This window comes from Azospirillum sp. B21 (genome assembly GCF_008364825.1).
GTDB lineage: Bacteria > Pseudomonadota > Alphaproteobacteria > Azospirillales > Azospirillaceae > Azospirillum.
Genome location: NZ_VTTO01000011.1, coordinates 132585 through 157801, shown reverse-complemented (window position 1 = coordinate 157801; position 25217 = coordinate 132585). Strand labels below are relative to the sequence as shown.

The following is a 25217-nucleotide window of genomic DNA, read 5'->3' as shown; positions in this document are numbered from 1 at the left end:
CTCACCGCCGCCACCAGCCCCGCTTGCGGGATCCGGCTGCTGCCGGGCGGCCGAAACTCTGGGTTATGCGGTCGAGCACGACGGCGAGCAGCACCACGCTGAGCCCGCTCTGCACGCCGAGTCCGATGTCGAGGCGCTGGATGCCCTGGAGCACCACGTTGCCCAGACCGCCGGCGCCGATCATCGAGGCGACGACGATCATCGACAGCGCCATCATCATGGTCTGGTTGACGCCGGCCATGATCGACGGCAGGGCATTGGGCAACTGCACCTTGAACAGCAGCTGGTGGCCGCGGCAGCCGAAGGCGCGGCCGGCCTCCACCAGTTCCTCCGGCACCTGCCGGATGCCGAGCGCGGTCAGCCGCACCGCCGGCGGCATGGCGAACACCACCGTCGCGATGATGCCCGGCACTCGCCCCAGCCCGAAGAACATCACCGCCGGGATCAGATAGACGAAGGCCGGCATCGTCTGCATCAGGTCGAGCAGGGTCTTACCCAGCCCGTCGGCGATCTTGCTGCGCGCCATCCAGATGCCGAGCGGCACGCCACCGATCAGGCTGAGCGCGGTGGAGGCGAGCACGAGGCCGAGGGTCGAGACCGTCGGCTCCCACAACCCCATCACGAAGATGCCGCCGAACGCCAGCAGCGTGAACAGGGCGAAGCCACGTCCCACCCGCCACAGGGCGATCGCGGCCAGCGCCAGCGCCAGCAGCCAGGGCGGCACGCCAAGCAGCAGTTCGTCCAGCCCGCCGCCTAGCCCGTCAACCACGCTGGCGATGGCGTTCAGCGCCGGCTGGCCATGGTCGAGGATCGTCTCCACCAGCCATTCGGAGCCGCGGGCGATGCCGCCGCCGATGGTCTCGCTCAACCACTCCACGTCGAGGATCGCCGCCTCAGCCATGACGCACCTCGCGGCCGGCGCCCTCGCCCCGGTCCAGTGCAGCCAGCAGCGCCGCGCGGGAGATCACGCCGACGAAGCGTCCATCCGCCTCCACCACCGGCAGCGGGCAGGGCGCCACGGCCACCCGGCCAAGCAGCGAATGCAGCGGCGTGTCCGCCGCCACCGGCTCCAGCCCGAACAGCGCCGATGTGCCGTCGCCGGCCAGCACGCCGCGGAAATGGCCGGCGGCATCGGTGCGGTAGCGGAAACGCGTTCCCTCCCCCTCCCCCGCGGCGTCTCCCGGCGTCGGTGGGCGGGCGAGGTCGCGGGCGCGCAGAAGGCGGGAGGAATCGACGCCGCGGAAGAAGGCACGGACATAGTCGTCGGCCGGCGCGCGCAGGATCTCGGCGGGCGTGCCGATCTGGGCGATGCGCCCGTCCTCCATCACCGCGATGCGGTCGGCGATCCGCATCGCCTCCTCCGCATCGTGGGAGATGAAGACAATGGTGCGGGCATCCTCGCGCTGGAGGCGAAGAAGCTCGTCCTGCATGTCGGTGCGGATCAGCGGGTCGAGCGCCGAAAACGCCTCGTCCATCAGCATGATCGTCGGATTCTTGGCAAGCGCGCGGGCAAGCCCGACCCGCTGCTGCATGCCGCCCGAAAGCTCCTGCGGGTAGCGGTCGGCATAGGCGCCCAACCCCACCCGTTCCAGCGCCGCCATGGCCGCGCTGCGCCGCTGTCCGCGCGGGACACCGGCGACCTCAAGCCCGAAGGCGGCATTCTCCAGGGCTGTGCGGTTGGGCAGCAGGGCGAAGGACTGGAAGACCATGCTCATGTCCCGCCGCAGCACCTCGACCAGTTCGCCGCGCGACAGGCGGGTCAGGTCGCGGCCGTCCAGCCGGATCTCCCCCTCCGACGGTTCGATCAGCCGGTTCAGCAGGCGGACGATCGTCGATTTGCCCGACCCGGACAGGCCCATGATGACGAAGATCTCGCTGGCGCGGATGTCGAAGCTGGCCTCCGCCACGCCGACATTGACGTTCAGCTTTTTCAGCACCTCCGCCTTCGTCGCACCGCGGCGCAGCATCTCCAACGCCGGACGCGGATCGTCAGCGAAGACCTTGCGCAGGCCGCGAACCATCAGGCGCACTTCTCCCGTCCCCGTCGAAGACGAGCCGGTGGGCGTGGGCAGGTTCATGGACATGGCAAGACTTCCGGAACGCAACAGAACGGGATGATGGCAATCGGGCCGTAGATTGCCCCGAGACGAGGGGCGCGGTCGATAGCCGCGTTCACGGAATCTGCATTTTGATCGAGCCGCTGCCCATTTCGCCGCACATCACGGCCCATTTTATTTTGATTGATCGTTCAATGAAAAATGCGGCCCAGCTATTGTAGTGCGGACCATGCCCTCTCCTTTTCAACCGGAAAGGGCATGGCCGGACGAAAGCTGCCCCCGGATCAGCCGGGTTTGCCGGACTTGGTTTCAGGGCGCATCTTCACCGGATTGGTGGGGTTGTGGGCGCCTTCGGCATCCTGTTGGACGTTGTATTTGCTGTGGCTGCCGCCTTTGGGTTTGTCGCTGTTGCGGTCGGTGGGCGGTCCCTGCTCGCCATGCGGCTGGCTGGTGTCACCGCCGGTGCGGCGGGTGGTCTCGTCGGCCATTGCATCCTCCTTGCAGGTGATGACTGACCGCTCAACCGGTCCTGGCGTCGATCGTTCCTGGACGGCGAGCCTCCTTGGAGGTCAGTCAGGCGCTTGCGGCCAAGGCATGGCTGCCCTGTGAGAACACAACAGATCCATCCCGCTTCCTTTTTCGTATGGGGCATTGAAAGGCATTCTTTCACTTTTGTTAAGTATGACTCCGACAAAAGACCGACAGACCGTTTGGCGCAGCAAGTAAAATATTGCGAGTCAAACGTTTTAGAATTCCGATTTCTATCCAACGAAATATTTATCTAAAAGATTACACTTCAATCACGCGCCGTGTTGGTGCTTAATCACCACCTGCTATACTGCGGTATGCAGAGATTGTTGGTCGCAACAATCCATCCGGGCAGCGGGCCAACGGCCGGCGGCAGCGGCAGCCGCACCAAGGGCTTCGGAATAAAGGGTTATCCGATCATGAGTGTTGCGCTGTCCAACGGGCATGCAAAGCGTCTTGCCGCCTTCGCCATCACCGAGGACGATCTTGCCATTCTGCGGTCGAACCGGGATTTTGCCGAGCGCAGGCTTCCCAGCCTCCTTGAGCAGTGGCATCGGCACTTCGATGCGTGGCCGGAAATCCAATCGGCGCTGAAGCTGCCGGAGGTGCATGCCGCCCGGGTCGACCATTGGTCCCGCGCCGCTTCCGGCCGTCTCGACGAGGACTTCGGCGAGTCCGCCCGGCGGCTGGCGTCGCTGTTCTACGGCAACGGCGTTCCGGCCTATGCGGTGTCGATCTGCCATTACATCGTCAGCACGAACATCGCCCGCGAATTGGGCCTGACCGGTGGCGGCGACGATGGCGTGATGGCCGGACTGTTCGGTGCCGGTGCCCGCCGCACCCGCGCCGCTCAGCTGGAGGCGCTGACCAAGATCGCGTGGTTCGACTTGGAGCTGCTGCTGGAGACCTACAAGGCCGCCGAAGAGGACAGCAAGCGCGCCACGCTCGACCGGCTGGCCGGCGATTTCGAGGACAGCGTGAAGAGCATTGTGGAAGGCACGGTCGCCGCGTCCGACCAGATGCAGGCTCATGCGCGGCGCATGTCGGAGATCGCAACCGCCACCAACCGCCGCTCCACCGATGTGGCATCGGAGACGGAGATCACCTCCTCCAGCATGCAGACGGTAGCATCTGCGACCGAGCAGCTTTCCGCCTCCATCTCCGACATCAGCCGCCACGTCAACGAATCCTCCCGCATCTCGACCTCCGCCGTCGACGAGGCGGAACGCACGAAGGGTACCGTCAGCGGTCTGGTCGAAGCGGCGCAACGCATCGGCGAGGTCGTGAACCTGATCAACAACATCGCCAGCCAGACCAATCTGCTGGCGCTCAACGCCACCATCGAGGCGGCGCGCGCCGGTGAGGCCGGGAAGGGCTTCGCCGTCGTCGCCAACGAGGTGAAGCATCTGGCCAACCAGACCGCCAAGGCGACGGAGGACATCTCCACCCAGATCGCCGGCATGCAGACCGCCGCCGCCAACGCCGCCGAGGCGATCCACGCGGTGGGCGGCACCATCACCCAGATCAACAGGATCGTCACGACCGTCGCCGCGACGGTGGAGCAGCAGACCGCTGCCACCCAGGAGATCACCCGCAACGTGCAGGAGGTGGCCGTTGGCGCCCGCCGGATCACTGGGTCCATTGGACAGGTGACGCAATCCTCGGCCGAAACCGGCGGCATCGCGCAGGAGGTGCTGTCGGCGGCCGGCCTGCTGCACCGTCAGGCGGACGAGATGAACCGGGGGGTCGGCGATTTCCTCAGCCGCATCCGCTCCGCCGCCTGATCCTCAACCGGGCCGCACCGCCACCGGCTGCATGGCTGCCGCGCCCGCCCTGCCGCTGGACGGAAAGGTCCTGCGGCAGGCAGCATGCTCCGGTCGGAAATTATTCGTACAGGTATGAGTCCGTGGCGGGTACGGAGGATCGGGCGGGAGCCGGCCGACCGAATGGCTGGGCCAGCAAGCTGGCGCAATGGGCGGGCCTGCTCGCGCTGTCGGGGGCGGTTACGCTGGGGCTGGACGGGATCGGGCTTCCCGCCGCCTGGCTGATCGGGCCGATGGTCGGAGGGATCGCGTTCGGCGTCGGCGGCGCCTCCATCCGGGTGCCGCCATCCGGCTTCACCATGGCCCAGGCGATCATCGGCTGCCTCGTCGCCCATGCCGTCACCGCGTCGATCCTGCTGTCCATCGCCCGCAACTGGCCGCTGATGCTGGGAACCGTCGGGCTGACGGTGATGGTCAGCGGCATCGTCGGCTGGCTCTTTGTCCGCTATGGCAGCCTGCCCGGCACCACCGCCGCCTGGGGCGTGTCGCCGGGAGCCGCCGCGGCCATGGTCGCGATGGCAGGCCAGTATGGCGCGGACGCCCGGCTGGTCGCGGTGATGCAGTATCTGCGCGTGGTTCTGGTGGTGCTCAGCGCCTCCCTGGTCACCCACGCGCTGACCGCCGGCCCGCAGGGAGCGACGCCGGCCGCCGCCCCTGTCGAGGCGCTGGACCCGGCGGGGCTGGCGGCGACCCTGCTGGTCGCCCTGGTCGGCGGCTGGATCGGGCACCGGTTCCGCATCCCGTCGGGCGCCCTGCTGGTCCCGATGGTGCTGGGGGCGCTGGTCCAGACCGGTGCCGGGATATCGCTGCAGCTGCCGCACACGCTGCTGACCGTCACCTATGCCGTGATCGGCTGGAGCATCGGGCTGCGCTTCACCCGCGAGGTGCTGGGCCACGCGTTCCGTGCGGTGCCGCAGATGCTGCTGTCGACCGCGCTGATGATCGCGCTGTGCAGCCTGTCGGCTTGGATGCTGGTGACGCTGCTGCCGACCGACCCGCTGACCGCCTTCCTCGCCACCAGCCCGGGCGGGCTCGATTCCGTTGTGGTGATCGCGCTCGGCACCGGGGTGGACCTGCCGCTGGTATTGGCGCTGCAGACCTTGCGCCTGTTCGTGGTGGTGCTGTCCGGACCGCCTCTGGCCCGCCTGATCGCGCGTTACGCCTAAGCTTTCGGCGAAGGGCGCACTGCCCGACGGGACGTTGCGCCGACGCTGGTTCGAAGCGTATCCTTCGTACCCCCCTTACGCCCCGATCCGGAGTGCCCCGGCAATGACCGACCGTCCCCACCGTCCCGAAACCATCGCCGCCGGCGCCCTGGGGTTTGAGGACGCTGCCAGCGGCGCGGTCATTCCGCCGATCCACCCCTCCACCACCTACATCCGCGATCCCGACAACGGCTATGACCGCGGCAGGGTCTATGCCCGCGCCGACAACCCGACCTTCGACATTCCGGCGCGGACCATCACCGAACTGGAAAAGGGCGCGGACACGCTGCTGTTCGCCTCCGGCATGGCGGCGGCAACGGCGGTGTTCCAGGCGCTCGATCCCGGCGACCATGTGATCGTTCCCGACGTGATGTACTGGGCCTTCCGCAACTGGGTGCATGGCCCGGCCACCCGCTGGGGCCTGCGGGTGGAAGGGGTGGACACCAGCAATACCGACGCGGTCCGGGCCGCACTCCGCCCCGGCCAGACGCGACTGGTCTGGCTGGAGACGCCGGCCAACCCGTTGTGGACCGTCACCGACATCGCCGCGGTGGCCGAACTCGCGCATGACGCCGGGGCCTGGCTCGCCGTGGACAGCACGGTGGCGACCCCTGTGCTGACCCGTCCGCTGGAACTGGGCGCCGACATCGTCATGCATTCGGCGACCAAATACCTGAACGGCCATTCGGACGTCGTCGCCGGCACCCTGACCGCCGCCCGCAAGGACGAGTTCTGGAGCCGCATCAAGGCGGTGCAGACCCAGCAGGGCGGCATCCTCGGCAGCTTCGAGGCGTGGCTTCTCCAGCGCGGACTGCGCACCCTGTTCGCCCGCGTCCGCTGGCAGTGCGCCGCCGCCATGACCCTGGCGGAGCGGCTGTCCGCCCATCCGCAGGTGGCGGAGGTGCTCTATCCCGGCCTTCCCGGCTTCCGCGGCCACGGCATCGCCTCGCGGCAGATGACCGGCGGCTTTGGCGGCATGCTTTCGATCCGGGTGAAGGGCGGCACCCAGGCCGCCATCGACACCGCCGCCCATGTCGGCGTCTGGCGCCGCGCCACCTCGCTGGGCGGGGTGGAAAGCCTGATCGAACACCGCGCCAGCATCGAAGGCCCGACCTCCCCGGTTCCCGGCGATCTGCTGCGGCTGTCGGTCGGCCTTGAGTCGCCCGACGACCTGTTCGAAGATCTGGGGCAGGCGCTCAATCGGGCGCTCCGCCAGGGGTGAGGAACGGCCTCCGTTCCCTTGCTACCGGGTAATATCGACGCAGCACCCGGCCGAAGCCGCTTTTCCGAGTACCCCCAACGCGGATAGGGCTTGACAGTGAGAATGATTCGCGACGTTATTCGCTGAGAATCAGTCGCACTTGCTGTCATTTCAGACCACCGACGTTCGAGGAGACCTCCATGTCGAAGCGCGCTGCCGGCCTTGCCGCCGTAGCCGTCGTTGCCCTGATGCCGTTCGCCGCCCAGGCGGCGGCGCCGGCCTACAAGGACGTGGCGAAGAACTACGCCGACATCGCCCATGCCGCCTACGAGGACGCCACCACCGGCGCCAAGGCGCTGAAGAAGGCGGTGGACGCCCTGGTCGCCAATCCGACGGAGGAGACTCTGGCCAAGGCGCGCGAGGCCTGGAAGGCCGCCCGCGTTCCCTACATGCAGACGGAAGCCTTCCGCTTCGGCAACCCGATCGTCGATGCCTGGGAAGGCAAGGTGAATGCCTGGCCGCTGGACGAGGGCCTGATCGACTATGTCGACGACGGCTATGCCGGCGGCGAGAGCAACCCCTACGCCAAGGCCAACGTCATCGCCAACGCAAAGATCACGGCCGGCGGCAAGACGATCAACGCGGCGAAGATCAACAAGGGCCTGCTGAGCGACAAACTGCACGAGGCCGGCAAGGTCGAGGCGAACGTCGCCACCGGCTATCATGCCGTCGAATTCCTGCTGTGGGGCCAGGATCTGAACGGCACCGGCCCCGGTGCCGGCGCGCGCAAGGCGACCGACTACGCCAAGGGCAAGGATTGCACCAACGGCCATTGCGACCGCCGCGCCCAGTATCTGACCGTCGCCACCCAGATGCTGGTCGACGACCTCGCCGAGATGACCGCGGAGTGGGCGCCGAAGGGCAAGGCCCGCGCCTCCATCGCCAAGGCCCCGGAAGGCGAGGGCATCGCCCGCATGCTGACCGGCCTGGGTTCGCTGAGCTACGGCGAACTGGCGGGCGAGCGCATGAAGCTCGGCCTGATGCTGCACGACCCGGAGGAGGAGCATGACTGCTTCTCCGACAACACCCACAACTCGCACTATTACGACGAAGTCGGCATGGTGAACGTCTACAACGGCAGCTACAAGCGTACCGACGGCAAGACCGTCTCCGGCGCCTCGCTGTCGCAGCTGGTCGCCGCCAAGTCCGCAGACGCGGACGCCGCGGTGAAGACCGCCATGGCCGAGACCATGAAGGCGATGCAGGCGATCAAGGACACCGCCGACAGCGGCAAGATGGCCTACGACCAGATGATCGCCGCCGACAACGAGGACGGCAACAAGCTGGTGGCTGCTGCCGTCGACCGTCTTGTCGACCAGAAGAAGGCGCTGGAAGGCGCCGTCAACACCCTGGGTGTCTCCATCAGCGTCCAGGGTTCCGACAGCCTCGACGATCCGTCGAAGGTCGGCAAGTAAGCCTGCATCCGGCTCCGGTCCCGCGCCTCATCCGCGCATGACCGTTTCCCCACCTTCCCTTCCGGGCCGATCCGGCGCGGAAGGGGCGGGGCCGGAGCCGGCTTTTTTTCTGCCTGTCGTATTCGGACTGCCGTCATGCCGCACCGCCTCGCCACCCCCCTGTCCCGCCGTGCCCTCTTGCGCGCCGGGGGCACCGCCGTGGCAGCGATGGCGCTGGGCGGCACCGGGATCGCCGCACCGGCTGCCGGTGCCCTGAAGGCCGGCCTGGGCGGACCGGCGCCGATCACCTCCGCCGGCGATCTGGTCGAGGTGGAGCTTGTCGCGAAGCAGCGCCTTCAGCGCATCCTGCCGGAACCCGCCGAACCATCGCCGCTGATCACCTACGCCGACAGCTTCCCCGGTCCGGTCATCCGCATGCGCAAGGGCCAGCGGCTGCGCGCCACGCTGGTCAACGGGTTGGACGAGCACACCTCGATCCACTGGCATGGCATCCGCCTGCCGAACCTGGAAGACGGCGTGCCCTACCTGACCCAGCCGCCGACCAAGCCCGGCGAGCGCCATGTCTATGAATTCACCCCGCCCGACGCCGGGTCCTTCTTCTTCCATCCCCACTGCAACACGGTGGAACTGCTCGGCCGCGGCCTTGCCGGCGTGCTGATCGTGGAGGAGCCGGACGCGCCGAAATTCGACGCCGACATCGTCTGTCTGGTCAAGGACTGGCAGCTGGATAAGGCGGGCAAATTCGGCCCGTTCATCACCGACCGGGGCGCCTCGCGCGCCGGCACCTTCGGCAGCGTCTCCACCGTCAACGGCGCCATCGATCCGGTGATCGAGGTGCCCGCCAACGGCGACATCCGTGCCCGCCTCTACAACATCGACAGCACCCGCGTGGTCGATCTGCGGGTGGAGGGGGCGGAGGCCTGGATCGTCGCGGTGGACGGCAACCCGCTGCCGCCCCGCCCGCTGGACGGCTGGCCCATGGGCCCGGCGATGCGCATCGACGTGCTGTTCCGCGCTCCCGCAAAGGCCGGCCAGACCCTGCGGCTGACCAACGTCTATTCGGCCGAGCCCCGGCCGCTCGCCACCTTCCGCGCCGTCGGTCCCGCGCTGCCCAACAAGCGTTTCAAGCCGCGCGCCCTGCCCGCCTCCGCCTTCCCCGAACCGGACCTGAAGGACGCGCCCGTCATCCCGATGGCCTTCTCCGCCACCGCGGTGGCGCAGAGCTTCGACCCGGCGATCCTGGCCGGACTGCCCTATGCCGACTCGCTCTGCCTGTCGGAGAAGACCTTCTGGGCGATCAACCAGCAGAGCTGGCCGGAGGGCGGGCACGAGCATCTGCCGCCGCCGCTGGTCACGCTGGAAAAGGGCCGGAGCTACATCTTCGAGCTGGCCAACCTGACGCCGCACCTGCACCCGATCCATATCCACGGCTACACCTTTAAGGTGCTGTCGTCGGACGGCCGCGAGGTGGTGCCCCACCATGCCGACACCGTCCTGCTGGAGCCGAAGGAACGCCTGCGCGTCGCCATCAAGGCCGATAATCCCGGCGACTGGATGTTCCACTGCCACATCATCGAACACCAGGACACCGGCATGATGGGATACATCCGCGTTGCTTGAGATGCCTTTCCGCCTGACATTGGCCGCCCTGTGCGTCCTCTTCGCCCCCCACGCGCAGGCTGCCGACAGCCTCGACAACCGCATCGGCGAGGCTCTGTTCCGCCGCATGTGGGTGGCGGCGCCCACCGCGACCCAGGCGGCGGATGGCCTCGGCCCGCTCTACAATGCACGGTCCTGCGCCACCTGCCATCCGCGCGGCGGCGGCGGCCGTCCGCCCGACCCGGCGGTGGAGGGAGACCAGGGCGTCGGCTATGCGATCAAGCTGAACGACGACCCGGTCTATGGCCGCCAGATCCAAGCCAACGCCATCCTCGGACAGGTGATCGAAGGACGCCCCCGCGTCACCTACCGCGAGGAGGTGGTGCGCTTCCCCGACGGCGAGACCGTCCGGCTGCGCCATCCCACGCCGGTCGTCGAGGATCTGGGCTATGGCCCGCTGGCCGAGGCGACGGTGATGTCCGCCCGCGTGCCCCCGCGGGTCCATGGCATGGGCCTGCTCGACCGCATCCCGGCCGAGGCGATCGCGGCGGAGGCGGCAAGGCAGGCGGCGTCCGGCGGACCGGTGGCCGGCCGGGTCAACCATGTGACGGTGGACGGCAAGCGTCAGGTCGGCCGCTTCGGCTGGAAGGCGATGCACCCCACGCTCGACCACCAGGACGCGGAGGCCTTCAGCCTCGACATCGGCATGTCGACTCCGGCCTATCCGGAACCGTGGGGCGACTGCACCCCGGCGCAGACCGCCTGCCGCAGCGCCCCCCACGGCGACTCCAAGCAGTTCGAGGGGCTGGAGATCCCCAGCACGGTGATCGGCCTGATTGACGGTTATCTGCGCGACCTGCCGCCCGACGGCAGCCTGGAAGCGCCGAAGGACAAGGCCGGCACCAAGCTGTTCGCCGATACCGGATGCGCCGCCTGCCACCGCCCGTCCTGGCGCACGGGGGAGGACCCGGCGCATCCGGCCCTGTCCAACCGCGACATCTTCCCGCACAGCGACATGCTGCTGCACGACCTCGGCCCCGCTCTGGGCGACGCGTTGCCGATGGGCGAGGCGCGCGGGAGCGACTGGCGCACCACGCCGCTGTGGGGGCTGAACCGGCTCGCGGCCAAGGACGGTCAGCTGTCGCTGCTACATGACGGGCGGGCCCGCAGCGTAACCGAAGCCATCCTGTGGCATGGCGGCGAAGCGGCGGAAGCGAAGGACCGCTTCATGACCCTGCCGGCGGCGAAGCGGAAACGGCTGGTGCGCTACGTGCTGGGTTTGTAAAGGATGGGCGGGGTTTCGATCCGCGTAACCGGCAGAAGGGATTTGATCGTATGCGACGCCGCATAGTGCTTGGACTGTTGTCGGCCGCCGCCGCCGTGGCAGCCCTGCTGCCCCGGTCGCCGGCCTTCGCCGCCCGGCAGTCGGACAAGGACAGCGCCTTCCTGGCCGGCATGGTCCGCACCCATGCCCTTCCCCGCTTCGACGCGCTGGTGACGACAGCCACCGCCTATGCCGACACGCTCGACCGCTTCGCCGCCGGCCCCAGCGCCGCCGGCCTGGAGGAGGCGCGGACGGCCCACACCCGGGTCACCGACGCCTGGGCTGCGGTCCAGCATCTGCGGCCGGGTCCGTTGACCGTGAACCTGCGCGCCGACCGCCTGTCCTTCTGGCCGGAACGGGCGGGCGTGGTCCAGCGCCAGATCGGCCAGATCCTGCGCGACCAGGACCCGAAGCTGCTGCAGCCGGGGGCGCTTGCCCGCCAGAGCGCGGCCGTGCAGGGCCTGACCGTGCTGGAACGGCTGCTGTTCGACGAGACCGTCACGGTGGAAAGCTTCACCGGCAGCGACGCCAAGCGCTTCCGCGGGCTGCTCGCCGCCGCCGCCGCCCGCAACGTCGCCGCCATCGCGACCGATACGCGCGACGGCTGGAAGGAGCTGGAGGCGCCGCTGGCCGCCGGTCAGGCGACCGTTCTCGGCCCCACCGCGTCGGAAGCCGTGAACACGCTCTACGCGTCCGCCATCACCGCCATGCAGGTGATCATCGACCAGAAGCTGATGGCCCCGCTCGGCACCGGCATCGAGGATGCCAAGCCCGCGGTGGTGGAGGCTCTGCGCAGTGGCCGGGCGTTGCGCAACATCGTGCTGAACCTGGAAGGGCTGCGCGCCCTGCTGATGGGCGAGAATGGCGGGCCGGGTTTCGTTTCGCTGCTGCCGCCGGGCGAGGACGGGTCGACCGCCAAACAGGCGATCGACGAGAGCTTCGCCGCAGCCATCGGCGCGGTGGAGGCGGTACCCGGCCCGCTGAACAAGGCGGTGACCGACCCCGCCGCCCGCAAGAAGGCCGACGGCGCGCTGCGCCTGATCAAGGCGGCACGGGTGGAGATGCTGGGCACGCTCGCCCCGCAGCTGGACATCACGCTGGGCTTCAACGAACTGGACGGGGACTGAACCATGAGCGGGAGGGGAGCGATGGATCGCCGGAACATCCTCGGCCTGCTCGCCGGGCCGGCATTGGGCGGGCGTCTGATCGCGGGCGGGCGCCTGCTGGGCGGCGGGCTGCTCGCCATGCTGACCGGCAAGGCCCATGCCGCCGGCAACGGCGCGATCTACTTCAACGCCTATGCCACCACCGGGGCGGAACCGAGCTACGGCGTCGCGGCGCTGAATCCCGCCGGGAAGGTGCTGTTCACCACCCCCACCCCCGGCCGCGCCCATGGCATCGTGCCGCGTCCGGGGATGGCCGAGGCGGTGGTGTTCGCGCGCCGGCCCGGCCGCTGGTTGCAGACCCTGTCGCTGGCTGACGGCACCGCCGGTCCCGTCGTGCGGGCGCCGGACGACCGCCGCTTCACCGGCCACGGCGACTATTCCGCCGATGGCCGCATCCTCTACGTCGCCGAGGACGACGTCCCGCGCGAGGAAGGGGCGATCGGGATCTACGACGCCACCGACAATTACCGCCGCATCGGCGCCATCCCGACCCACGGGCTGGGACCGCATGAACTGATCCTGATGCGGGACGGCACCACGCTGGCGGTCGCCAATGGCGGCGTCATCACCCATCCCGACACCGGGCGGGCCAAGCTGAACCTCGACAGCATGGACGCCTCGCTGACCTATGTGGAGGCGGCGACCGGCAAGCTGCTCGACAAGGTTCGCCTGCCGGAGGAGCACAACAACCTCGGCATCCGCCACATCGCCCTGCTGGACGATGGCGGCATCGCCTTCGGCACGCAGGACGAGCGGCCCATCGGCATGCTGCAGCCCCTGACCGGCGCCCACCGCCCCGGCAGCGGGGCCGTCCGCCTGTTCGACACGCCGGAGGACGTGCTGTCGCGCATGCAGGGCTATATCGGCAGCGTCGCGTCGGACGGCAGGACCGTCGCCGCCAGTTCGCCGCCGGGCGGGATCATCGGGCTATGGGATGCCGCGACGGGCGCTTGGCTCGGCTCGACCGCGCTGGCCGATGGCTGCGGGCTGGCGCCGAACGGCGAGGGGTATCTGGCGACCAGCGGGCTGGGCGTGATCGAGCCGGTGTCGAACACCGCCGAGGCAGGGCCGGAACGCCGGGCACCGGAGTTCCGGTGGGACAACCACCTGACGCGGCTGGTGGGGTGAGGTGTTAAAGGAGGAGGCGTTTTGCCCCCTCCCCGACCCTCCCCCGCTTAGCGGGAGAGGGTGCCTTATGCGAATCTGCGGCAGTTCCCTCCACCGCCGAAGGCGGGGGAGGGTTAGGGAGGGGGCAACCCCATCTCTCCAAACAGCATGTCACCCCACCAGCGCCGCCGCGTGGTGGCGCAGATGGTCCTCGATGAAGGTGCTGATAAAGAAGTAGCTGTGGTCGTAGCCCGGCTGCATCCGCAACGTCACGGGATGCCCCGCCGCGTCCGCCGCGGCGACCAGCGCCTGCGGCTTCAACTGCGCCTCCAGGAAGCCGTCGCGGTCGCCCTGGTCGATCAGGATCGGCAGCCGTTCCGTCGCCTTGGCGATCAGCGCGCAAGCGTCCCACTCCAGCCAGCGGTCCCGGTCCGGCCCCAGATAGCGGCCGAACGCCTTCTCGCCCCAGGGCACCGCCGCCGGGTTGACGATGGGGGCGAAGGCCGACACCGCCTTGTAGACGCCGGGATGCTTCAGGGCGCAGACCAGCGCGCCGTGCCCGCCCATCGAATGGCCGGCGATGGAGCGGCGGTCGCTGACCGGGTAGTTTGCCTCGACCAGCGCCGGCAGTTCCCGCGTCACATAGTCGTGCATGCGGTAGTGCCGCGCCCACGGCTCCTCCGTCGCATCGACGTAGAAGCCCGCACCCTGCCCGAAATCCCACGCGCCTTCGGGATCGCCCGGCACCCCTTCGCCGCGCGGGCTCGTGTCCGGGGCGACGATGGCAAGGCCGAGTTCCGCCGCGACGCGGAAGGCGCCGGCCTTCTGGGTGAAGTTCTCGTCGGTGCAGGTCAGGCCCGACAGCCAATAGAAGACCGGCACCTTGGCGCCGTCCTCCACCTGCGGCGGCAGGAAGATGGCGAAGGTCATGTCGCAATCCACCGCCGCGGACTGGTGCCGCACCCGCTTCAGCCGGCCGCCGAAGACGCGGGTTTCCGACAGGGTGGTGAGGGGGTCGGTCATGGAACTGCCTTTTTTGTAAGTCGCTGCCCTGATCGCTCCCCTGACCTCCTTCGGGAAAGGGGAGCGTCGTTACCCGGCCGGCCGTCGCCTTACTGGTTGTAGAGGATGACCGAGCGGATGCTCTTGCCCTCATGCATCAGGTCGAAGGCGTGGTTGATGTCCTCCAGGCCCATGGTGTGGGTGATGAAGGTGTCCAGTTCGAACTCGCCGCGCAGGTAGCGCTCCACATATTCCGGCAGCTCCGACCGGCCCTTGACGCCGCCGAAGGCGGAGCCGCGCCAGACGCGGCCGGTGACCAGCTGGAACGGACGGGTGGAGATCTCCTCGCCGGCGCCGGCGACGCCGATGATCACCGACTCGCCCCAGCCCTTGTGGCAGCATTCCAGGGCGGCGCGCATGATCTTCACGTTGCCGATGCATTCGAAGCTGTAGTCGACGCCGCCATCGGTCATCTCCACCAGGACTTCCTGGATCGGGCGGTCGTAGTCCATCGGGTTGACGACTTCGGTGGCGCCCAGCTGCTTGGCGATCTCGAACTTCGACGGGTTGATGTCGATGCCGATGATGCGGCTGGCCTTCGCCATGGTGGCGCCGATGATCGCCGACAGGCCGATACCGCCCAGGCCGAAGATGGCGACGGTCGACCCCGGCTCCACCTTCGCGGTGTTCATTACCGCACCCATGCCGGTGGTGACGCCGCAGCCCAGCAGGCAGACCTTCTCAAGCGGCGCGGCCTTGTTGATCTTGGCCAGCGCGATCTCCGGCAGCACCGTGTATTCGGAGAAGGTCGAGGTGCCCATGTAGTGGGCGATTTCCTTGCCCTTCAGTGAGAAGCGGCTGGTGCCGTCCGGCATCAGGCCCTTGCCCTGGGTGGCGCGGATCGCCTGGCAAAGGTTGGTCTTGCCGGACAGGCAGAATTTGCACTTGCCGCATTCCGGCGTGTAGAGCGGGATCACGTGGTCGCCGACCGCGACGGAGGTGACGCCGGGGCCGACCTCCACCACCACGCCGCCGCCCTCATGGCCGAGAATGCAGGGGAAGACACCCTCCGAATCCTTGCCGGACAGGGTGTAGGCGTCGGTGTGGCAGACGCCGGTGGCGACGATGCGGACCATCACCTCCCCGGCCTTGGGCGCCGCGACCTCGACCTCCTCGATCTCCAGCGGACGGTTGGCTTCCCAGGCGACGGCGGCGCGTGACAGGACCATGTGGCTTTCCTTCCCGAAAACGGTTTGGCCAATGCGAATTGGCATTTGATTACCGCAGTGTAGACCGCGACTGGTCATTGCCAGAACGGCGATTTCGGGAATAGATTTTTGCCATACGGGGATAATGGCCGGGCGGCCCTGGAAGAAAGCCCTGGGAGAAGATTGATGAGCGGCTGGGACGGCATCGACGAATTCGTGGCGGTGGCGGAATCCGGCAGCTTTTCCCGCGCGGCGGAGCGGCTGCGCGTTTCCTCCTCCCATGTCAGCCGCAGCGTGGCGCGGCTGGAGGACCGGTTGCAGGCCCGCCTGTTCTACCGCACCACCCGCAAGGTCAGCCTGACCGAGAGCGGCCACGCCTTTCTTGCCCGCTGCCGGCGGCTGGCCGAACAGCGCGACGACGCCTTCCTGGCGGTGGGCGCGCTTCAGGGCGGCAGCGATGCCGAGGTAAAGGGAATGCTGCGCATGACCTGTTCCACCGCCTATGGCGAGCAGTTCGTCATGCCCCTCATCAACGACCTGATGGAGCGGCACCCGCAGCTGAGCATCGAGGTGGAGCTGACCAACCGGCAGCTCGATCTGGTGCAGGAGGGCTATGATCTGGCGATCCGCCTCGGCCGCCTCAGTGAATCGAGCATGGTGGCGACGCGCATCGCCCCGCGCGTCATGCATCTGTGCGCCGCGCCGGCCTATCTGGACCGCCACGGCGCTCCCGACAGTCTGGCGAGCCTCAGCAACCACCAATGCCTGATCGGCACCTCCGACCACTGGCTGTTCGACGACAATGGGCAGGATTGGCTGTTCCGTCCGCGGGGCCGCTGGCGCTGCAACAGCGGCTTCTCCGTTCTGGATGCCGCGCTGCGCGGGTTCGGGCTGTGCCAACTGCCGGACTATTACGTGCGCAGTCTGGTGGCAGAAGGGCGGCTGGTCTCCCTGATGGACCGCCACCGGCCGCCCAACACCGCGGTCTGGGCGGTCTATCCGCAAAAGCGCCATGTGCCGCCCAAGGTCCATGCGGCGATCCGCCATCTGAAGGAAGGGCTGGCGCGGCGGGCGGAGTATCGCTGACGGTCGGTGTCGTTCAATGCAAATGCGAATGACTTGCATTATCATTTGAAACGCCCTACCCTCCGCTCGTTCCCCAGAGCGGAGTTCGCCATGCCCACCATGTCGTCCCATCGCCGCGCCCTGCCGGCCCGCGAGCGTTTCCAGGATCTGCACGCGGCGGAAGCCCTGGTGGTGTCCGTTCTGCGCCTGTGGGCCGAACCCCTGCGGGAGCCGGAGCGCCAGCATCCGCACTGGCAGGACGGAATGACCGCGGCGGGCCTGTCCAACGACGCCGCGGTGGCGTTCGACACGCTGATGCGCATCGTACTGGCGGCGACCACACGGCCGCTCGACCTGCACCGTCCGCCCTGCCCGTCGCTTGGTGTGGACGAGGCGCTGCTGCTCGACATGCTGCGGCTTGCCCAGCAGGGGCAGCATGGCGAGGCCGGACTGCTGATGAACGACTGGCTGCCGCTGCCGGGTGTTCGGATGGCGATGGCACCGCTCTGCGTCCTGGCTTCCGCGCTGTCCCGCGCCGGATTGCTGATGCCCGAACCGGACGCGGAGGACTTGCGGCCCCATCGGACCGCGGTCGATCGCATGGACCGCCCCCGCCCGACCGTCGACCGCGGCGCCACCCTGCTTCACTGATGAAGGTTTTTCCTCAGCGGCGGAGCCCGGCAGCAACGCGATCGGCGAAGGTGGCCACCGCTTGGCTCATCGCCCGCACCAGGGCTTCCGGCTCGGCGCTGGCGGCGGGGATTTCCACCGTCTCGCGCGCCGGGCCGCTTTTCCGGGCGCCGCCGGCCTGCGACAGGCTCCATTGCGCGTCGAGCACCACCCGGCCGCCGACATCGGCATCGAATCGCAGAACGGTGACGGCCAGCACCGCCGTACCCTCCCCCACCGCGCTGCCGGCCACCGGCAGGACGGTCACGCCCGGCAGGCGCGCGGCGAGGTCGCCGGCCAGGGTGGAGCGCAGCCCGTCGGCCAGCGGTTCGGCCCAGCGGTCGAACTCCAGCGCCTCCACCCGGTTGCCGTCGATGCGGCGGACGATCTGCGGCCGGTCGATCAGCATCGGCAGGTCCAGCGATCCCAACGCCAAGGTTTGAGGTGCAGTGCGGACCGGCTGCGTCGCCGCGGCCGGCGGCACCACCGCCAGCGTGTAGAGCCGGCTGTCCGGCGTCGACTGGCAGGCTGCCAGCACCAGCAAAGGCAGCGCCATCGCCGCCGCCCGCCATCCGCGCACCCGTCCCATCGCCATCCCTTCCCCCATTCCTTACGGTCTCTTGCCCCGGAGCAATGCCTCCGGGTGGCGTTCCAGATAGTCGGCCAGCACGCGGAAGGACCGCGCGGCGTCGTTCAATTGCCGCATTACCCCCGCCAGATCGGCCTGCCCGCCGCCACCGCCCAGCAAGCCGTTGGCGCTGTTCAGCGTTCCCTGCGCAGCGGTAGCCACCCCGCGCAGGCTCTTCACCAGATCCGGCAGCTGGCGGTCGGCATCGCGCATCAGCGCGTCGGCGCTGCCCAGCGCCTTTGCGAGCGCCGCAAGGGAGCGCGCGAGATCCGGCGATCCGGCGAGGCCGCCGACCGACTGCAGCGTGCCGCGCAGATCGGCGATTAGCGCGTCCAGCGGCAGGGCGGAGACCTTCTCCATCACCACGCCCGCCGACGCCATGATCGAATCGAGATCGCTGGATGCCACGGTCGGCAGTTCCGACCGTTCCGACCCCGGCGCAGGCGGCACACCCGGCGCATAGTCGAAGGACACCAGCTTCTGCCCGGTCAGCAGGTTTCCGGACGCCAGACGGGCGCGCAGTCCCTTGTCCACCTGGGTGGCGATCAGCTTGCGGACGGTCGCCTCGTCCATCGGCTTGCCGTCGACGACGGAATAGGTCCGGGCGACGAGATCGGGCTCGAAATCGATGTCGACGGGAATGCGCAGTTCCTGCGTCGCCTCGTCATACTCCAGCCGGACGGCGGCCACATGCCCGACCGTCAGTCCGCGCATCAGCACCGGCGCCCCCGCCTGCAGGCCTTGGACCGAGCCGGGGAACTCCAGCCGATAGCGCACGCGCAGCCGGTCGCGCGCAGCGGCGGCCGTCGCCTGATCCTCATAGAGGGTGAAGGTCGACCAGTCCTTCGCCTGCTCTCCCGCCTCCGGATCGGGTGGGGTTTCCAGCACCACGCCGCCCAGCGCCAACGTCTTCAGCGATTCCGTCTGGAACTTGAGCCCCTCCGCTCCGGCGGTGAACTGGATGCCCGACGACCGCCAGAACCGGCTCCCCTCCCGCACCAGCCCCTCATAGGGCGCGCGGACGAAGACGGAGACCGACACCGTTCGATCCTGCGGCGACAGGTTGTAGCCCATCACCTCGCCCACCTGGACGCCGCGGAAATAGACGGGCGACCCCTGCGCCAGCGATCCCAGCTGTTCCGCTTTCAAGGAGAAGCTGCGGCCCGGCACGTCGGCGCGGATCACCGGCGGCTCGTCGAGCGCGTCGAACTCGCGCCGGTCCTCGCCTCCGCCGGGCTCCATCTCCACATAGGTGCCGGAGACCACCGTGCTCAGGCCGGAAACCCCGCCCAGGCTGAGGCGCGGTGCCACCACCCAGAAGCGGGTTCCCTCCTTCAGATGGCGGCCGGCGGTGCGGTCCATGCGGGCGGTGGCGATCACTTGGGACAGGTCGTCGGACAGGCGGACCGACTCGATCACGCCGAGATCGACGTTCTTGTGCTTGATGCGGGTCCGCCCGGCCTCCAGCCCGTCGCCGGACTGGAAGGTGATGACGATCTGCGGGCCGCGATCCTCCAGCCAGCGCCACCCGAGCCAGCCGGCGATCAGCGCCGCCACCAGCGGCAGCAGCCACAGGAAGGACAGCCTGCGGCGCGTCGATACAGCCACCTCGGGCGGGTGCTGAGGTGTCGGCTGGCCGGCGTCAGTCATGCCGCACCCCGTCCGCCCGGTCCCACATCACGCGCGGGTCGAAGACGTGGCTTGCCAGCATGGTCAGGATGACCACGGCGGCGAAGGCGATCGCGCCGGAATCGGCGCGGACGGAGGCGACGGCGCCGAACTGCACCAGTGCCGTGAGGATGGCGATCATGAATACGTCCACATTGGACCAGCGCCCGATGGCGTCGATGAAACGATAGAGCCGGGTCCGACCCTGCAGCCGCGCGGCCGATCCGCGCCAAGCGGCAACGACGAACCACGCCAGCCCGCCAAGCTTTAGCAGCGGCACCGCGATGCTGGCGACGAAGACCAGCAGGGCCAGCGGCCACATGCCGGACCCGGCCAGTTCCCCCACCCCGCCCAGGATCGTGCTGGGGTCGCCCTGGCCGAAATTGACGACGGTCATCACCGGCAGCAGGTTGGCCGGCACATAGAGGATGGCGCTGGTCGCCACCAGCGCCGCGGTCCGCCCCAGGCTGTCGGGTTCCCGCGCATGCATGCGGCTGCCGCAGCGGGTGCAGCGGTGCGGCGGGGGCTCATGGTCATGGCCGTGGACCCGCTGGCAGACCGGGCAGGCGACCCAGCGCTGCGGCGGCGGCGAAGGGTCTGCAGGCACATGGTCGATAGCTGACCACAGCGCCCGGCGGTCGAGCCCCTGGTCCATCGCAGTGATCGCCAACACATAGCCGCCGAGCGCCAGCCCGCCGGTCAGCAGTTCCGCATTGGCGAAGCCGTAGAGCTTGGAATAGCCGACCAGCAGGCCGAGCAGGAAGACATCCAGCATCGCCCAGGGGCGCAGGGACTCGGTCAAGGCGAACAGCCGCGCGGTCGAACGCGGCGATTCCGGCGGGCGACCGCCGTGCAGGCGAAGCAGTACGGCGATTACCCCCACCACGCGGACCACCGGCGCGCCCAGCACCAGCACCCCGACCAGCAGCGACAGCGGCCACATCCCCTGGTCGGCCAGCGCCTCCAACCCGGTCGTGACCAGACCGGCGCGGTCGTTGCCCTGGATATGAACCGCCATCAGCGGATTGACGGCGATCAATCCCAGCAGCAGCAGCGCGGTCAGCGCCATCGGCAAGGCATGATGCACCCCACCCGCCACATGCCGGTACAGCAGAGCGCCGCACCGGGTGCAGACGGCCCGGCCGCCGCGGGGCAATTCACGGACCCGGTGAAGCCGCCCGCAATCCGGACAGCCAACCAGATCGTCCCGAACCGTCGCCCGATGCTCCTTCAACCCGACCTTGCCCTGCCACATCGACATGCACGCGCCCGAACCGACTTTATCGTAAATCCCACACTCCAATTGGCTTTTTCGGGCAGTTGCGCAAGCCCCGGCGAACGGAGTAGGCGGTTTTCCGCCGCATTGCAGCAATACCGACTGCCGGACCGGGAATTGGCGATTGACCGTAAGATTATGTACATACATTATCGCGGAAACGTCACATCGCGGCGCGGAGAGCGGGGTGCAGGGGGTGGCACGGCAAGGCCTGACCGGACAGGACCGCGTTGGCGGACCGGCTTCGACGTCGGCGGGCCCGGCACGGGACGACCTCACCCTCGACGGCCGCGGCGCGCTGTTCGACCAGATCAAGCGCGCCGTCGCCGGGCAGATCCTGCGGGGTCGCTGGCAGGCCGGCCAACGCCTCCCCAACGAGGCGGAGTTGTCGAGCCTCTACGGCGTCTCCCGCCAGACCGTGCACAAGGCCATCGCATTGCTGGCGCGGGAGGGATTCCTCGTCCGCCGCCGCCGTGCCGGGACCTTCGTCGCCACCGGCCGCCGCGACCGCTTCGCCCTGCCAATCGAGGACATCGGCGACGTCGTCGCGCGGGAGGGCCATGTTTACGAGTTCCGCATCCGCGAACGCAAGAGCCTCAACAACGGACAGGGTATCCGCTGGCCGGATCTGCCGGACGGCACACCGATCCTGGCGCTGGAATGCCTGCATTTCAGCGACGGGACGCCAATCCAGCACGAACGCCGCCTTGTCAACCTCGACGCCGTTCCGGAAGTGGCGGAGGAGCCGTTCGACAGCGTGGCGCCCAGCCGCTGGCTGGTCGACCGGGTGCCCTGGTCGTCGGCCGACCACACGGTACGCGCGGTCAACGCAACGGCGGAGATGGCGGCGCTGCTGGGGGTGGAGGCCGGGGCGGCCTGCCTGTCGATCCGGAGGCAGACCATGCATCTCAGCCGGCCGGTGACGCTGGTTCATTTCCTCTCGGTCGGCGACCGGTTCAGCCTCAGCGGTTCGTCGATCACCGACAGCGCGACCGAGTTGAATTTGTAAACACAAAAGGACCGGCCACGGTCGGCCGGCCACGACAGGGGACCACTCACGATGGAGAGCAAGGGTATGGTTCGGACGATGTTCAAGGCGGCGCTGCTCGGCGCCACGCTGCTGGTGACCGGTGCCGCCGCCGGCACGGCGATGGCCGACACGCTGGCCGACGTGAAGAAGGCCGGTGTGCTCACCGTCGCCACCGAGATGCAGTTCCCGCCCTTCGACTTCCTCGAGAACAACGAATACAAGGGCGTCGACCGCGACCTGATCGACGAGGTGGCGAAGGAGTTGGGCGTCAAGGCCAAGCACATCGACCTGCCCTGGACCAGCGTCCTGCCCGGCCTTGAAGCCAAGAAGTTCGATCTGGTCATCGCCCCGGTGACGATCACGAAGGAACGCATGAAGCGCTACGCCTTCACCGTTCCGATTTCCGAGGCGACCGCCGCGATGATGAAGCGCGCCGACGACAAGAGCATCAACAAGCCGGAAGACATCGCCGGCAAGAAGGTCGGCGGCGGCAAGGGCACCTCGCAGCTGGCGCAGGTCAAGGAGTTCGGCCAGACCCTGCCGACCCCGCCGGACGTGCGCGAATATGTCGACAGCAACCAGTCCTACGCCGATCTGGCCGCCGGCCGCATCGACGCCTCGGTCAATTCGCTGCCGAACCTGGCCTTCGCCGCCGCCCAGCGCAAGGAGACCTTCGCCGTCGTTCTGCCGCCCTTCGGCAAGCCCTCCTACTTCTCGTGGGTCGGCCGCCTCAGCGACGACGACAAGAGCCTGATCGAAGCGGTGAACGCCGCTCTCGTGAAGATCCAGAAGGACGGCCGCATGGCGACCATCCAGAAGAAGTGGTTCGGCGTTTCGCAGGAACTGCCGACCACCGTTCCGGAACCGCAGCTGTAAGGTAGAGCGGACCATCCCCTCTCCCCATGGAGGGGGGATGGATCGCGGCTTCGCCGGAATTGAAGGCCCATCCATGAAGTTCAGCGTCATCATCGACGCCCTTCCCCATCTGCTGGGGGCGGCCGTCACGACCGTCTGGGTCTCGCTGCTCGGCGTGCTGCTGGGGCAGGTGATCGGCCTTGCCGTCTGCGTGGCGCGGCAGTCCGGCGGCCGGGCGGCGGACATGGCCGGCGGCGTCTATGTCAGCTTCTTCCGCGGCGTGCCGCTGCTGATCCAGCTTCTGCTGATCTACTACATGCTGCCGCTGATCGGCATCGACGTGCCTCCGCTGGTCGCCTCCATCGCAGCCCTCGGCCTCGCATCGGGCGCCTACGTGTCGGAGATCTACCGCGGCGCGCTGAACGCCGTCCCGCACGGCCAGTCGGAGGCGGCGCTGGCGCTGGGCTTCCCCGACCGGTCGATCTGGACGCGCATCCTGCTTCCGCAGGCCTTCCGCATCTCGGTGCCGGCCCTGGTCAACGAACTGATCCTGCTGCTGAAGGCGTCCTCGCTGATCTCCGTCGTCGGGGTGGCGGAGCTGACGCGGACCAGCCAGACCATTTCGGCCGCCAACTACCGCCCGCTTGAGATTTATCTCGCGGCCGGCGTCATCTATCTGGCGATCAACGGCGCGCTGGCCCTGTTCGGCACGCTGGTTGAACGCCGCCTGCAACAGGCCTGATGCGATGTTGGACCTTTCCCTTCTCGTCCAGTACGGCCCGGCGCTGCTGCGCGGCTTCGGCGTCACCATCCTGTGCTGGGGCGCCGGCTGCCTCATCGGCATGGTGCTGGGTTTCATCCTGATGCTGCTGCGCCAGATCCCGGTGAAGCCGCTGCGGTGGGTCATCCGCGCCTATATCGAGGTGATCCGCGGCACGCCCTTCCTGATCCAACTGTTCCTGCTCTACAGCGGCGGCCCGTCCATCGGCCTGCGGCTGGAGGCGACGGCGGCCGGCATCCTCGGCCTCGGCATCTATGGCAGCGCCTATTTCGCCGAGATCTTCCGCGCCGGCTATCAGGCGGTGCCGAAGGGGCAGGTGGAGGCGGCGCTCAGCCTCGGCATGTCCTACGGTTCCATCCTGCGCCGGGTGATCGTGCCGGCCATGCTGGTGTCGACCATCCCGTCCATCGTCAACATGATGGCGATCCTGACCAAGGAGACGGTGGTGCTGTCGATCATCACCGTGCCGGAATTGATGTACGAGATGCAGACGATGGCGGCGGAGACCTTCGCCACCTTCGAGACCATCGTCGGCATGGCGCTGTTCTACTGGCTGCTGGTGGAGGTGGTGTCGCGCCTGGGCCGCCGGCTGGAGGCCCGCGTCACCCGTTTCCTGACCCATGCGTCGCCGCAGGGATCCTCGACCCAGACCGCAACCGCGAGGGCGTGATGACCACCGTTTCCGAAACCGCCACCTCGCCCCATTCCGCGATGGCCGGCGATGCCGCGCCGATGGTCTCCATCCGTGGCGTCAGCAAGAGCTTCGGCACCAACGAGGTGCTGCGCGACATTGACCTGACCGTAAACAAGTCGGAGGTCGTCTGCCTGATCGGCCCCAGCGGATCGGGGAAGAGCACGCTGCTGCGCTGCGTCAACTTCCTGGAGGTCTACGACCGCGGCGAGATCCGCATCGAGGGCAAGCTGGTCGGCTACACCGAAGAGACGCCGCGCCGCCGCCTGTCGAACCGCGACCTGCGGAGTTTGCGCCGCAACGTCGGCATGGTGTTCCAGCAGTTCAACCTGTGGCCCCACATGACGGCGCTGGAGAATGTGGCCGAGGCCCTGGTGCAGGTCCGCGGCATGGACAAGGCCGCAGCGGGCGCCCATGCCCGCCGTATGCTGGACCGCGTCGGTCTGGCCGCCAAGGCCGACAGCTATCCCGCCCGCCTGTCCGGCGGCCAGCAGCAGCGCGTCGCCATCGCCCGCGTCATCGCGATGGAACCCCACCTGATGCTGTTCGACGAGCCGACCTCGGCACTCGACCCCGAACTGGTGGGCGAGGTGCTGCAGGTCATGCGCGATCTGGCGGCCGACGGCATGACCATGGTGGTGGTGACCCACGAGATGGGCTTCGCCGCCAACGTCGCCGACAAGGTGGCCTTCCTCGACCACGGCCGCATCGCTGCCTTCGGCACCCCGCGCGAGGTCTTCCACGAATCCACGGAACCGCGGGTGCAGCAGTTCCTGCAGACGTATCACGAGCGGAACAGTTTTTGACGGCTGATCCTGGGAGAGAAAAGGCCGCCCTTCGGGGGCGGCCTTCATGGCGA

Annotated in this window: 23 protein-coding genes; 15 read left to right on the top strand and 8 right to left on the bottom strand. The window is 68.5% G+C overall.

Annotated features, from left to right (window positions below):
- Position 1: 1 nt before the first annotated feature.
- The 3 genes from FZ983_RS23340 to FZ983_RS23330 form a co-directional block, all read right to left on the bottom strand.
- On the bottom strand, positions 2 to 901 hold the full coding sequence (locus FZ983_RS23340; RefSeq protein WP_188092468.1) for an ABC transporter permease subunit: 900 nt from the start codon (positions 899 to 901) through the stop codon (positions 2 to 4).
- Positions 894 to 2084: a glycine betaine/L-proline ABC transporter ATP-binding protein gene (locus tag FZ983_RS23335; protein ID WP_247883938.1), complete on the bottom strand. Its 1191-nt coding sequence runs from the start codon at positions 2082 to 2084 to the stop codon at positions 894 to 896. The genes FZ983_RS23340 and FZ983_RS23335 overlap by 8 nt, the downstream gene beginning before the upstream one ends.
- Positions 2085 to 2341: 257 nt before the next feature.
- Positions 2342 to 2545 (bottom strand): hypothetical protein, encoded by a 204-nt coding sequence (locus tag FZ983_RS23330; protein WP_149225871.1) that lies wholly within the window; start codon positions 2543 to 2545, stop codon positions 2342 to 2344.
- 459 nt (positions 2546 to 3004) lie between these two features.
- Here FZ983_RS23330 and FZ983_RS23325 point away from each other — a divergent pair, with 459 nt between their 5' ends.
- The 8 genes from FZ983_RS23325 (at position 3005) to FZ983_RS23290 (ending at position 13506) form a co-directional block, all read left to right on the top strand.
- Positions 3005 to 4369 (top strand): globin-coupled sensor protein, encoded by a 1365-nt coding sequence (locus FZ983_RS23325; protein ID WP_149225870.1) that lies wholly within the window; start codon positions 3005 to 3007, stop codon positions 4367 to 4369.
- A 122-nt stretch (positions 4370 to 4491) separates the two neighbouring features.
- Entirely contained in the window at positions 4492 to 5574 is a 1083-nt protein-coding gene (locus FZ983_RS23320) for an AbrB family transcriptional regulator (RefSeq protein WP_211102970.1), read from the top strand.
- A gap of 103 nt (positions 5575 to 5677) precedes the next feature.
- On the top strand, positions 5678 to 6835 hold the full coding sequence (locus FZ983_RS23315; protein ID WP_149225869.1) for a PLP-dependent aspartate aminotransferase family protein: 1158 nt from the start codon (positions 5678 to 5680) through the stop codon (positions 6833 to 6835).
- 179 nt (positions 6836 to 7014) lie between these two features.
- Positions 7015 to 8289, top strand: a complete 1275-nt coding sequence (locus FZ983_RS23310) for an imelysin family protein (protein ID WP_149225868.1) — start codon at positions 7015 to 7017, stop codon at positions 8287 to 8289.
- 135 nt (positions 8290 to 8424) lie between these two features.
- A complete protein-coding gene (locus tag FZ983_RS23305) occupies positions 8425 to 9909 on the top strand; it encodes a multicopper oxidase family protein (RefSeq protein WP_149225867.1) in 1485 nt (494 codons plus the stop codon).
- A 1-nt stretch (position 9910) separates the two neighbouring features.
- Positions 9911 to 11173 carry a di-heme oxidoredictase family protein gene (locus tag FZ983_RS23300; RefSeq protein WP_247883948.1) on the top strand — a complete coding sequence of 421 codons (1263 nt, stop codon included), beginning with the start codon at positions 9911 to 9913 and terminating at the stop codon, positions 11171 to 11173.
- A 50-nt stretch (positions 11174 to 11223) separates the two neighbouring features.
- Entirely contained in the window at positions 11224 to 12339 is a 1116-nt protein-coding gene (locus FZ983_RS23295; RefSeq protein WP_149225866.1) for an imelysin family protein, read from the top strand.
- A gap of 21 nt (positions 12340 to 12360) precedes the next feature.
- Complete coding sequence (locus tag FZ983_RS23290; RefSeq protein WP_149225865.1) at positions 12361 to 13506, top strand: DUF1513 domain-containing protein; 1146 nt, start codon at positions 12361 to 12363, stop codon at positions 13504 to 13506.
- Between the two features lie 150 nt (positions 13507 to 13656).
- On the opposite strand, the gene fghA is transcribed toward FZ983_RS23290, so the two are convergent.
- Together fghA and FZ983_RS23280 are read right to left on the bottom strand one after the other, a co-directional pair.
- Positions 13657 to 14508 carry an S-formylglutathione hydrolase gene (gene fghA, locus FZ983_RS23285; protein WP_149225864.1) on the bottom strand — a complete coding sequence of 284 codons (852 nt, stop codon included), beginning with the start codon at positions 14506 to 14508 and terminating at the stop codon, positions 13657 to 13659.
- An 89-nt stretch (positions 14509 to 14597) separates the two neighbouring features.
- Positions 14598 to 15716: an S-(hydroxymethyl)glutathione dehydrogenase/class III alcohol dehydrogenase gene (locus FZ983_RS23280; RefSeq protein ID WP_149225863.1), complete on the bottom strand. Its 1119-nt coding sequence runs from the start codon at positions 15714 to 15716 to the stop codon at positions 14598 to 14600.
- A 165-nt stretch (positions 15717 to 15881) separates the two neighbouring features.
- Between FZ983_RS23280 and FZ983_RS23275 the strand changes: the two genes are divergently transcribed.
- Positions 15882 to 16781, top strand: coding sequence for a LysR family transcriptional regulator (locus FZ983_RS23275; protein ID WP_149225862.1), 900 nt, complete (start codon positions 15882 to 15884; stop codon positions 16779 to 16781).
- 90 nt (positions 16782 to 16871) lie between these two features.
- Positions 16872 to 17411, top strand: a complete 540-nt coding sequence (locus tag FZ983_RS23270) for a hypothetical protein (RefSeq protein WP_149225861.1) — start codon at positions 16872 to 16874, stop codon at positions 17409 to 17411.
- Between the two features lie 13 nt (positions 17412 to 17424).
- On the opposite strand, the gene FZ983_RS23265 is transcribed toward FZ983_RS23270, so the two are convergent.
- The 3 genes from FZ983_RS23265 to FZ983_RS23255 are packed head-to-tail and all read right to left on the bottom strand — an operon-like array spanning position 17425 to position 20986.
- Complete coding sequence (locus tag FZ983_RS23265) at positions 17425 to 18024, bottom strand: PqiC family protein (RefSeq protein WP_247883937.1); 600 nt, start codon at positions 18022 to 18024, stop codon at positions 17425 to 17427.
- A gap of 15 nt (positions 18025 to 18039) precedes the next feature.
- A complete protein-coding gene (locus FZ983_RS23260; protein WP_149225860.1) occupies positions 18040 to 19707 on the bottom strand; it encodes an MlaD family protein in 1668 nt (555 codons plus the stop codon).
- Positions 19700 to 20986: a paraquat-inducible protein A gene (locus tag FZ983_RS23255; RefSeq protein ID WP_247883936.1), complete on the bottom strand. Its 1287-nt coding sequence runs from the start codon at positions 20984 to 20986 to the stop codon at positions 19700 to 19702. The genes FZ983_RS23260 and FZ983_RS23255 overlap by 8 nt, the downstream gene beginning before the upstream one ends.
- 211 nt (positions 20987 to 21197) lie before the next feature.
- Here FZ983_RS23255 and FZ983_RS23250 point away from each other — a divergent pair, with 211 nt between their 5' ends.
- The 5 genes from FZ983_RS23250 to FZ983_RS23230 all read left to right on the top strand — a co-directional run bounded on the left by FZ983_RS23250 (position 21198) and on the right by FZ983_RS23230 (position 25164).
- Positions 21198 to 22010 (top strand): GntR family transcriptional regulator, encoded by an 813-nt coding sequence (locus FZ983_RS23250; RefSeq protein ID WP_247883935.1) that lies wholly within the window; start codon positions 21198 to 21200, stop codon positions 22008 to 22010.
- Between the two features lie 66 nt (positions 22011 to 22076).
- Entirely contained in the window at positions 22077 to 22907 is an 831-nt protein-coding gene (locus tag FZ983_RS23245) for a transporter substrate-binding domain-containing protein (RefSeq protein ID WP_247883934.1), read from the top strand.
- A 73-nt stretch (positions 22908 to 22980) separates the two neighbouring features.
- Entirely contained in the window at positions 22981 to 23628 is a 648-nt protein-coding gene (locus FZ983_RS23240) for an amino acid ABC transporter permease (protein ID WP_149225858.1), read from the top strand.
- Between the two features lie 4 nt (positions 23629 to 23632).
- Positions 23633 to 24337, top strand: a complete 705-nt coding sequence (locus FZ983_RS23235; RefSeq protein ID WP_149225857.1) for an amino acid ABC transporter permease — start codon at positions 23633 to 23635, stop codon at positions 24335 to 24337.
- Entirely contained in the window at positions 24337 to 25164 is an 828-nt protein-coding gene (locus tag FZ983_RS23230) for an amino acid ABC transporter ATP-binding protein (protein WP_282187029.1), read from the top strand. Before FZ983_RS23235 ends, FZ983_RS23230 begins: the two co-directional genes overlap by 1 nt.
- Positions 25165 to 25217 lie beyond the last annotated feature (53 nt).